The sequence below is a fragment of the Nitrosomonas marina genome (genome assembly GCF_900111605.1).
Classification (GTDB): Bacteria; Pseudomonadota; Gammaproteobacteria; order Burkholderiales; family Nitrosomonadaceae; genus Nitrosomonas; species Nitrosomonas marina_A.
In genome coordinates this window covers 1-10799 of the sequence record NZ_FOIA01000050.1, presented here as the reverse complement: position 1 = coordinate 10799, position 10799 = coordinate 1, and the positions used below count along the sequence as shown (strand labels likewise).

At 47.2% G+C, this 10799-nt stretch carries 6 protein-coding genes and 2 pseudogenes; 4 read left to right on the top strand and 4 right to left on the bottom strand.

Going from position 1 to position 10799, the window contains the following annotated elements:
• Positions 1–255: 255 nt before the first annotated feature.
• Positions 256–813 (bottom strand): Arm DNA-binding domain-containing protein, encoded by a 558-nt coding sequence (locus BMY62_RS15010; protein WP_256207661.1) that lies wholly within the window; start codon positions 811–813, stop codon positions 256–258.
• A 525-nt stretch (positions 814–1338) separates the two neighbouring features.
• On the opposite strand from BMY62_RS15010, the gene BMY62_RS15005 reads away from it, so the two are divergent.
• The 3 genes from BMY62_RS15005 to BMY62_RS14990 all read left to right on the top strand — a co-directional run bounded on the left by BMY62_RS15005 (position 1339) and on the right by BMY62_RS14990 (position 5388).
• Complete coding sequence (locus BMY62_RS15005) at positions 1339–2481, top strand: Fic family protein (RefSeq protein ID WP_256207660.1); 1143 nt, start codon at positions 1339–1341, stop codon at positions 2479–2481.
• 117 nt (positions 2482–2598) lie between these two features.
• On the top strand, positions 2599–4956 hold the full coding sequence (locus tag BMY62_RS15000) for a TOTE conflict system archaeo-eukaryotic primase domain-containing protein (RefSeq protein ID WP_218143000.1): 2358 nt from the start codon (positions 2599–2601) through the stop codon (positions 4954–4956).
• A 123-nt stretch (positions 4957–5079) separates the two neighbouring features.
• The gene (locus BMY62_RS14990) at positions 5080–5388 is read left to right on the top strand and encodes a polysaccharide deacetylase family protein (RefSeq protein WP_218142999.1); all 309 of its coding nucleotides are present in this window, start codon (positions 5080–5082) and stop codon (positions 5386–5388) included.
• Positions 5389–5956: 568 nt separating this feature from the next.
• Here the strand turns inward: BMY62_RS14990 and BMY62_RS14980 are convergent.
• The 3 genes and pseudogenes from BMY62_RS14980 to BMY62_RS16615 form a co-directional block, all read right to left on the bottom strand.
• On the bottom strand, positions 5957–9454 hold the full coding sequence (locus BMY62_RS14980) for a hypothetical protein (RefSeq protein ID WP_177170418.1): 3498 nt from the start codon (positions 9452–9454) through the stop codon (positions 5957–5959).
• Positions 9455–9654: 200 nt separating this feature from the next.
• Positions 9655–9798, bottom strand: a pseudogene (locus BMY62_RS14975) (ATP-binding protein); the annotation flags it as partial.
• 240 nt (positions 9799–10038) lie between these two features.
• Positions 10039–10285, bottom strand: a pseudogene (locus BMY62_RS16615) (transposase); the annotation flags it as partial.
• Positions 10286–10635: 350 nt separating this feature from the next.
• On the opposite strand from BMY62_RS16615, the gene BMY62_RS14970 reads away from it, so the two are divergent.
• Positions 10636–10799: transposase (locus BMY62_RS14970; protein WP_143058838.1), on the top strand; the 164-nt coding region annotated here is incomplete at its 3' end.

Genomic DNA, 10799 nt, shown 5'->3' with positions numbered 1-10799 from the left:
TTATCCAGATTTGCCACACTAATATCAATGGGTTATTCTCAATAACACCATCATAACATGGCTTTTTTTGACTCCTCGTCAGCCAGCTGACAAGGGTTTAACAGACTCACCCAAATAAAAAGCTAAAATTGCAACTTAAACGGCTTGTCGCCACTTACAAGTTGATTGTAATGGAAGTTTCTTGTCGTGGTGAAAATTCAAAATTCTAGTGCCCAAAAAACCTGTCAAGTGTTTTTTTATTTTTTTTGGGGGGTGTCAGCAGTTACAATTAAACAAAGCACGTAAAAAGCGCATGGATAAATTGGCATAGGCTTCGCCATGTTCAGCGCCGATTTTGCTGTGACGTTTGGCAACCAGGTCTTTATTGATTTTCAGCATGGCTTTGTTTTGCCAGTCGGCCAATACGGTTTTCATGATGCGCTGATAATCATAGAGCGTGCGGGTTTTCAGTTTTTTTCTAACGGCAACGAAATCATCAAAAGCCTGTTGCAATGTTGTGCCCTGCAATGCTTCAGATTTCTTTTCAGCGGGAGGGTTGCGTCCTATAGCAATTTGACCAAGCAACTTATGCGCTTCTTTTCTGGCCTGCTCGACGGTCAATTCAGGATAGCGGCCTAACGTCAAACGCTTAACCCTGCCATCAATTCTTTTTTCCAGAATAAATGATTTTGCGCCGGTTGAAGTAATACGAACGGCAAAACCTTTTAACTCGGAATCCCGCACAAAAGTCTGGCCGGTTTCTGGTGTAGACAGTTTGTCTACATAGGACTTGGTAATTTTATGTGATAGCGGCTGCGTGCGAGGTGTGGTCATTGTTTCAGTCTCCTTTCATGTAGACGCCATGTAGACGCTATGTAGACAGTAGGCGTAAAACTATGGAATGGAGTGTAAAACAATGTAACAGTAAAAATCAATACAAAACAACGACTTTAAAGCAACTTCAAAAATGTTAAAACACCTTAAAACGGTATATTTTAGAATTTGTAATCAGAAGGTCCCGAGTTCGATTTATGGTGTCGGCGCAACTCGTATTTTCTTATTAAATACAGTTAGTTATATGTCTCGTTATGTGGGTTTTTGAGATTTGTATTATGTTAATCATATTCGTTGCGGAATTTTGCTTCAAATAAATTTAAACTATTATAATCAATCAGTTAATAGATGATTTCTAGGTATTTAGTTTGATAGCTAGCACCCCTGACTAAAAATCAGATCATCTTTCGAGACTTTTGCGCGGTAAAAATGGTATCAGCCAGAGCTGAATCTTGTGGTGAATAGCAGGGTTAATCGCAGCATAATATGCGGCGAAACATCTTGACCTTGCGGTTAATATCGCCTATGATCACCTCAAATAATGCGGTGATTGATATGTGGATTCATGAACATCAAAACTGGCCAAACTTTACATGGGATGTGGAATCCCTTGCATCCAAGTTGGCTGATATACGCCATCGACAAGGGCGTTTGCTCGGTCGCATGGAAGGACTGGGCTTTGAGTTCAAGTGCGAAGCCAGCCTAAGCACACTCACCAATGACGTAGTCAAATCCTCTGCTATTGAGGGCGAGAACCTAAACCCGGATGAAGTACGCTCCTCTATTGCCCGAAGGCTTGGGATTGATATTGCCGGTCTAATTCCCGCAAGCCGAGATGTGGAAGGCATCGTTGAGATGATGCTGGATGCCACGCAGCAGTTTTCTAAGCCGCTGACCAAGGACCGTCTTTTTGATTGGCATGCTGCGCTATTCCCTACAGGGCGAAGCGGCATGCATAAAATCACAGTTGGCGGCTGGCGTACCATCGACACAGGCCCTATGCAGGTTGTTTCTGGTCCGATTGGCAAAGAGAAGGTTCACTTTGAAGCCCCTGATGCCGACCGTTTGGAAAAAGAAATGCAGGCGTTTCTCAAATGGTTTGGAAACGGCAATGACATTGATCCAGTTATTAAAGCAGGTATTGCTCACCTTTGGTTTGTCACCATTCACCCGTTTGAAGATGGGAATGGACGAATTGCCAGAGCCATTGGCGATATGGCCTTGGCGCGAGCAGATGGCACGCAAGACCGTTTTTACAGCCTTTCATCCCAAATTGAGGCAGAGCGGAAGCATTATTACGCTCAGCTTGAGAAACAGCAACGCGCAACACCCGATATCACAGACTGGCTGTCATGGTTCTTGGATTGCCTTGGCCGAGCGATTTTCAATGCCGAAACGACACTTGGCAATGTTCTCTTCAAGGCGCAGCTCTGGAATACTATTAATCAGAGGCCCGTAAATGACCGTCAGCGTTTGGTTATTAATCTTATGTTTGAAGATGATTTTGAGGGCTTCATGAACACCTCGAAATACGCCAAGCTGGCCAAGTGCTCAAACGATACAGCCCTTCGGGATATTCAGGAATTAAAGGAGAGAGGCATCTTTATTCAAAACCCCGGTAGAGGGCGTAGCACCAGTTACAGACTGCCGGATCGAGAAAAAACGTAGCATTTTAGCTTATCCGTTTTGTTAGGACTTTAGATGAATGATTACATTAACGAGATTGAGGAGATCAGACGACGCATCGATTCACTGGACGCTGAGCGTAGGGACTTGCTCGGCAGATTGAGTATTCTTGAAAGCAAACATCAGGAACAACAACGGGAGGCATTACAGCAATTTTCATCGCAAGAGAAAATTCATATATTTCGTCAGCTGTTTCGAGGTCGAGAGGATGTTTTTCCAAAACGCTGGGATAATAGAAAAACAGGCCGTTCTGGGTATAGTCCGGCATGCTCAAATGAATGGGTGAGAGGTATCTGCGAGAAACCCAGAATCAAATGCACCGAATGCCCCAACCAGGGATTCATCAAAGTGTCCGATGATGTAATCCGACAGCATCTTACTGGCAAAGATGCTCAAAATAACGACGCCACCATTGGCGTATATCCGTTGCTGCCTGATGAAACGTGTTGGTTTTTAGCTGCTGATTTTGACAAGGAGTATTGGCAAAAGGATATTGCTGCATTTATGAAAACCTGTAGCAACAAGGCTGTCCCGGCATATGTGGAAAGATCACGATCTGGAAATGGTGGTCATGTATGGATTTTCTTCTCGAGTCCTGTTGCGGCATCGGACGCTCGTAAAATGGGATCATACTTGTTAACTGAGACAATGGAACACCACCCTGATTTGGGTTTTTCTTCTTATGATCGTTTCTTTCCTAATCAAGACAATATGCCTGCAGGGGGCTTCGGTAACTTAATTGCTTTGCCGCTACAGCGTGATCCTCGCCAACAAGGCAACAGTGTTTTTTTGGATGAAAATTTTGAGCCTTACCCTGATCAATGGTCTTTCTTATCTGCTGTAAGAAAGATGACATCACAAGAAGTCGAAATGCATGTACTTGAGGCAATTGGTCGTGGAAGAGTAACCGGCCTACATATCCCGGTTGATGACGAAGATGCTGACGAGCCATGGAAAGCAAGGCCGTCCGGAAAGCCCCGTCCTCTTGAAATTACAACGCCCATACCTGATGCCATAAAACTTGTGGCAGGTAATCAGCTATACATTGAGAAAAACAGATTACCGCCACAGCTTATCAATCGGCTAATACGCACAGCCGCATTTCAGAACCCAGAATTTTACAAAGCACAGGCCATGCGGTTGCCAATATTTGACAAGCCTCGTATCATCGCATGCGCTGAAAACTTCCCAAACCACATTGGACTGCCGAGAGGCTGTTTAGATGACGTCCTTGAGCTATTGGCAGAGATAAACATAACGCACAAAATTGTTGATGAAAGAAATGCGGGCAAAGCAATACGTACAAAATTTCTTGGAACGCTTAGCAAGGATCAAAAATCAGCGGTTAAGGCCCTTTTGGCTCACGATACGGGAGTTCTTTCTGCAACAACGGGTTTTGGTAAAACCGTTTTGGCAGCCCACATTATTGCAAAACGCAAACGGAACACTATGATTCTGGTTCACAGAAAACAGCTTCTTGAGCAATGGGTTGCCCGGCTTCAAACTTTCTTGGATCTTGAACATATCAATGTTGGCCAAATAGGCGGTGGTAAAAGAAAACCAACAGGTCAAATTGATATTGCGCTGATACAGAGTCTAGTTCGCAAGGGAGAAGTTGATGATTGTGTTGCAGATTACGGACAGCTTATCGTAGATGAATGCCACCATCTTTCCGCTGTGAGTTTTGAAGCTGTTGCAAGACAAAGCAAGGCAAAATACGTTCTTGGACTGACCGCGACACCGATACGGAAAGATGGTCAGCAGCCAATTATATTTATGCAATGCGGCCCTATAAGGCACCATGTTGATGCAAAGAAACAGGCAAAAAAGCGTCCGTTTAGCCATTTTGTCGTGCCACGCTACACGGAATTCAGACTGCCACTAAGTTTGACGGAACAGTATGAGCGCCCGCCGATTCAGACAGTATATGCCGAGCTGGCAAATAATAGTGCTCGTAATGAAATGATTGTGAGTGATGTTGTGTCAGCTTTGAAGGACGGACGATCACCAATCATTTTAACTGAGCGAAAAGAACATGTCGCCTTTTTTGCAGATTGCCTTTCTGGTTTTTCAAAGCACATCATAACCCTTCAAGGGGGGATGGGCAAAAAAGCCCATAAGCAAATGCTTGAGGAATTTGAAAGCATCGGCGATCATGAAGAACGAATTTTGATAGCAACAGGCCGCTACATTGGTGAGGGTTTTGATGATGCCAGGCTGGACGCATTGTTTCTTGCGATGCCCATATCTTGGAAAGGCACTCTTGCTCAATATGCAGGAAGGCTGCACAGAATTCATCACAACAAAACAAAGGTGCAGGTATATGATTATATCGATCATCAGGTGCCAGTCTTGCAGCGTATGAGTGAGAAACGCATGTCTGGTTATAGAAGTCTGGGATATGAGATTCAGTCAACCGGCATTGCAAGAAGTAGCAACATACTACCCGGATTATAGCGTTTTCAATGAATCGTTATTTTTCAATGCGTTGGTGAAGGCTGGGTGTAGACAGGCTCTTTTAATTTCTACAATTGGAAGACGGGAGCCCCGATTGTAATAGTACAAACAGATGGATATCATATGCAATATCATGATAAAGCTTGTTCTGGATACGGATGTTATTGTAGCAGCAATGCGAAGCCCAACAGGGGCATCAGCTGCATTATTAGGAGAAGCGCTCAAGAAAAGGCTTATTCTGTTATAGCAAAACGTGATGGAACAAGCCTTAATCAATTTATTTCGATGGCTGTGGCGGAAAAAATATCTGCATTGGAAACCGAAGAATTTTTTAGAGAACGCGCCAAGCGAGCTGATTTAAAAATGTTTGAAGAAATTCTTTATCGTCGAGGTGGAGAAGCGCCACGAGAAGGTGATGAAGTAGAGAAATAATTGAGCGACAACATCTAAGCAAAAAAATTGATTGTGCCAAATTTGTGTCAGACTGTGGCTGAAATACCACCAACAGCGGCCTGCTGTTTCAAAGACTGTATGACTGTTAGATGGATATTGCGTTTTATCATCCTTGCACATTAAAACTTTTATTTTCAATTTGCAAGGATAAAATTCCTGTAATCTAGTACTCTATCAATATGATATTGCCGGGTACAGTGAGCTTGCCAGTGTTCATGGCAAGGCGTGTCTTGCAGGAAATAGTCGCTCTATTACCAAAAGACACAACGCAGCCCATGGACGCTGAAAAGCTCACCCACAGGGCGTTACCGTGGTGTCCTGCAGCCGTGTTACAGTACTTGAAAAGGGAACAACCCTTTCCGGCGTACTGTGTCTTGCTCCATAACACTACTGCAACGTTGTACTTGGCAATATCATATTGATAGAGTACCAGGCTCAGGACCAATAAACAGGACTCCATAGAGGTTTAGTGTCTGTTCGCAGAAACAACCGGCAACATTCAGTTGCCGGTTGTCGGTTCAGACTCAGTAGAGAGCACCGCCCTGGATTAGGGTTCTTCTCCCGGGGCTGGTTCGTTGTCTTGCGTTTCCTCGAAGGGACTTAGATCGCCGCTCTCGAGCAGGGCCTTGCGGCGCTGGATTTCAAGCTGCAGTAATTCCGCTTCGAGGCACAGCTTGCGAGACTTGCCCTTTGCTTTCTCGAGCTTGATCTCCGCTTCGACGATCTTCATTGGCTCGCATGACGAGCAGTGTGCAAGTTCGGGTTCGTAGATCGTACCGTCGGTTGGCAGCGTGATCGTGGTGCCCTGGTTTATCGTATCACCCACCGTCGGCAAGGTGAGGAGGCATTCACGAATAGCCTGCTGAATCACCTCGTCCAGCTCGCCAAGTTCATCCAGACCAAGCCAACCACTGAATTCCTTACCATTGGCATCCAGAAATCTGACTTCGATGGATTTCACTCTTGTGACCAGATTGTAGACCTCGTTGACTCGTCTGACGAAGTAGGTGACTGCGTAACATTCGTTCCTGTTTTCAAGCATGCGTGAAGTCGTATCGATGTTTTCCTGATCCTCATAGGTGCTGATGACCGTCGCACGTTCTGCTTCCACATGCTGCGAGGCAGTTCTAAGCGTTTGCCCGAACTCCTCGGACACGGTGGAGGTATTCGCCTGAATATCCAGCGTGAAGTTCAGATCGGGATTGTCGATGTCCCAACTGAAGTCGAACAGCGCGCCGCCCAGAGTAATCTCGTGATCGTCGTCACTTCTTATCTGAACCAGTGCTTCCGTAAATCTCGACTCGGACTGCGTCCTTTTCACTTGGTGTAGTGCTGAAACCGTCTGCCGGAATGATGCATGCAGGGTCAGTCGCTGCGATTCGGACCGCACCTTACGATAGCGATCGTGCTGGTAGAGTCGGACTTTCTCACCCGGTAGCAAAGTGGTGGTATAGATCAGCGCACCCTGTTGTTTGCCGCAGAAGCTCAGGCAATGTTCGAAGATGATCCTGAACTGCAGCCGCAGATTTCTGACGTGGGTGAACTCTCCATTCTGATTTGTAATTGGTACGGTCTTCTCGACGATACGCGGTTCGTAGAAGAAAATGCAATTGTCGTAAGGCTTCCAGGGTGGTGAGGCTGGTGACACGCATTGGTCCGGACGCCGTGGAAACTTCAGTGAAGTTTCGTGGCAATCGCAGCATTCCTTGTCTTTTTCTTCCACGGCCATGAGGCGCATCGCGATGTTGTTGTCGAATGGTACCAGATGGTGCGGGGAAACATTCGCGCCCAGCAACAGATTGTTGATGTTGCTGTCATCGCCGGTAGCTTGCACCGACATCAGGATGCACTCGTTCTCGCCTTCCGGTACCCATTCGAACGGACCGATGATCGCGTCCGATCCGGACAGCAAGGATCCGCCGGACAGCTGTGGCGTAGATAGCGGTTTCCAGTCGATAGGGAACAGCAACGACGCTCCTTGCTTGCACTTGAATCCCTTGACGATGATGTCGTTGGCGATCTGGGTACCGCGGTTTCTGATGGTGACGTAGATGTAGTTGATTTCACCGAGTATCGGTGTCTGGTGTGCGAGAACGCCGTCCGCCACATTGCGGTTGACGATGTCCGTGGTGTTGGAATAATTCGCGAGGTACTGATACTCACCGTGGCGGCCGTCGTTAATGTATACGTCGACGTCCGGTGGCGCACCTTCCGTTACAACCGGCGTGGGCGCGCCGGGCAGCTGGTAGGCGCCCTGCTTCTCGAACGCCCAACGAATAACCTTGTGCGTCAGTCCACCTGGCTGACCTTCGAAGTTGATGGTGCCGAGATCGAAATTTTTCATCGCGGACGCAAATCCGGTGCTCACTGACGGGTTGGTCACCGGCGTCAATAGCCCCGTGCCACCGATGATCAGGTACAATACGTAACGTGCCGCCCATTCCTGTTCAGCCAGTTCAGATGCATCTCCGCCAAGTGCGCGGTAGGCACGGAACAGCGTTGTCGATAGAATCTGCTCACTGGAATAACCGCCGAAATCCAGCACACCTCCCCATGCCCAGCCTGCGGCGACCGATCGGTCATGACGTCGGTCGATGAACGGGTTTGCCGCGGTTACGAAGGGGAACGTTGCGAAACGGTCCGGGGCATGCGAGCCCGGATCGGCATAGATGCAAGCCATACTGTCGCCGGCACTGTGCGCAAAGCCGAAGTTTGGTGAGTGAACATTGTCCCAGAGAATGGCATGGCCAAATTCATGCAGCACGACTCGAACCGTATCTGCGATTCCCAGCGGCTGACCGGCCTGGACCACGCCGTAACGATAACCATCGGAACCGTTGCCACCCGGATTGCCCGGTGCCTGTGCATTGACACCACCGAAGAAGCCACGGTGATCGACCCTGACTGGAAACGTTGTGCCGTCAAAATAGGTGGCCATGTTAAAGCCCATACCTTCAACCATGCGGAACGTGAAGTCGCTGTGGTGATAGGCATTGACGGCGGTGAAATTGTCCGTATCCGCGTCGTAGAAGAAATCGCCCGCCGAGGTTGGCGGTGCAATCGCGGGCAGATTGATGTCCTGCAGCTCAACGTAATTGCCGCTCAGCGCCTGCGGTGCGGACGGCGTCAGGCCCTGCAGGGTGACCTGTGAACGGACCGAGTTGAGTACGGCTGTGGATGACGTGGGTGTAATGCTGGCATTTCCGGTGGTGGTAAGTGGATCTTGTCGGTACACATAGCCTTCGATATTGGAAATGAAAGGCCGAACGTACAGGACCGAACTGGACTGCGGCTCGATGATCACACGCCAGTGCACTTCGCCTCTGTCGGAACTACTGGTAAACAGGATTTCATTGGTATAGTAGTAGCCGTTTTCCTTGATAGACTTGTCGACCGGTCTCAGCTCAGGCACATTACCCTCCAGGGGAACGAAAGCAGCCTCATGTTTGTTGATCCGCTCGTCCGCCCGATAGTGATAGACGATCAGGTTGTTTTCGTTGATCTTGATCTTCGCTTTCTTAACATCCTGATCAACGACCTGGGCCATGATCTGTTCAACGAACTGCCCGGGATTGAGAATGCGTTCGACCATCGATGTCGCCGTCTTGGCGGTGGTGTCCAGCTTCTCTGCTGCCGCTTCGTTGGCAATGGAAATACTCCCTAGCGTAGTATTGGCGGAACCGATCACACGCAGCGGCGACGAATGGATGAGTACGGAGACGCCGCTCCGGAACACCGGCAAGCCGTTGTAGGACTGCTCATACTCAACGACGATGAGATCCCTGATGTTCTTCTCGGAAGAAAACTTCAACTCTCTCTTTTTTTTATCCAGCTTGTGCCGAACGCCAGAATCTATGTCTTTGATTTCACCGGGGCCGAAACCGTAAATCTCGGCGACTTCGGCAACGTACTGGGCTGCCAGCTTGCGGGCCTCGATTACGCCATCCGATGGAGTGAAGGGCTGTTTGAAGTGGTTGAGGCCGACAGTATTCCCAGCGGAATCCGTCAGCACTTCAACATTGGGATTGGTGATATTCATAGTCATCGATGTGTCCCTCGTTCCATTGTCCGGTATAGCCTGCTTTGATATGCAGCGTAACTACACCAGTATTAAAAATTACATCCTGTTACTTCCAGTATGTCATCCACGATGTATAGAAAAAAACGCACTTTTTCATTAAACTGAAAAATACTTTAGGCGAAAAAATATAAAGATGATGTGAGATATGCCACATCCAGGATGTCTCAATGATGAGTAATGCGGTTCAGCAGTGCAGTGGCCATTCTGGCATCACCAAAAACCTGCACCCATTCACTGAATTTCAGGTTGGTTGTTATGATGAGTGAAGTACGCTCATGTAGCTGGCTGATCAAGTGAAACAAACGCGCTGCCTGATTCCGGGAAACGGTCATTTCGTACCTCTGTTAGGTGATCCGTAAAGGTGGGTTTTATTAGTGCGGCCTGCTTGTTTCCAGACTGTCCGTAGGCTTATGTTTTATGCGGTTCTTGAAAAAATTTTGAAGAAATTTGATACATCTCGTTATAGATCTTGAGCGAGCGACCGCAACGGCTCAATTTTTCCTGAATCACAAGTTTCCGGCTTTGCAATTCATCTATCCGTTTTTCGAGCGCCTCCTTGCGTAACTCGGACTTTAACCGCTCTTCGGCTACATCTATCGACGGTTCTCTTCCTCAAGCGCTTTGAGCCGCGCTATCATCGATGTATCCATACCGCTGTATTTGCTGCGCCATTTGTAAAATAAAATGTCGCATAACCATACCATGTTCACGGCACAATTCAGGCACCGGTACGCCTGCTTCAGCCTGTTTGAGTATCGTCATAATCTGACTGTTACTTAATCTCGATTTCTTTATTGCAGAACCTCTTGACTATAAATTACAAGAAAATTCTACTTTTGACTCCTGGTATATTCCGGGGTGAATACCATTTTTAAAAACCCTGTTCTTTGTGTCCACTTGTCTGTTTATTGTAGGGCTAGTCAGTACTGTTTTATTCAAGGAAAGCGTAAAACACTCCGATTACATTGATGAGTCCGTTATTGTTGTGCCATAGGAAAGAAAATAACGTTTTAAGATTAGATCGATTGAGTCTATGCGAAATTAATTTTTGACGAAATTTAGTAAGAACGAATTAGATAGCGTCGTCACAAGTTAGAAATTACTGTATAATTATGCTGCAAGTGATTATTATACATGGTAATAGTATGTCAGAAGCTTATCGTAGACATGATCTTTCAGATCATGTGTGGTCGTTACTGGAACCCCATTTGCCAGGGCGATCAGGCAAGTGGGGAGGTGTTGCAAAAGATAATCGCCAGTTTATCAACGCGGTGTTCTGGATTTTACGCACAGGCGCACCCTGGCGGGA

What these genes read in the sequence shown, in the direction of transcription:
- BMY62_RS15010 (WP_256207661.1), bottom strand. Translation starts at nt 813, where the DNA reads ATGACCACACCTCGCACGCAGCCGCTATCACATAAAATTACCAAGTCC.
- BMY62_RS15005 (WP_256207660.1), top strand. Translation starts at nt 1,339, where the DNA reads ATGATCACCTCAAATAATGCGGTGATTGATATGTGGATTCATGAACAT.
- BMY62_RS14990 (WP_218142999.1), top strand. Translation starts at nt 5,080, where the DNA reads ATGCAATATCATGATAAAGCTTGTTCTGGATACGGATGTTATTGTAGC.
- BMY62_RS14980 (WP_177170418.1), bottom strand. Translation starts at nt 9,454, where the DNA reads ATGACTATGAATATCACCAATCCCAATGTTGAAGTGCTGACGGATTCC.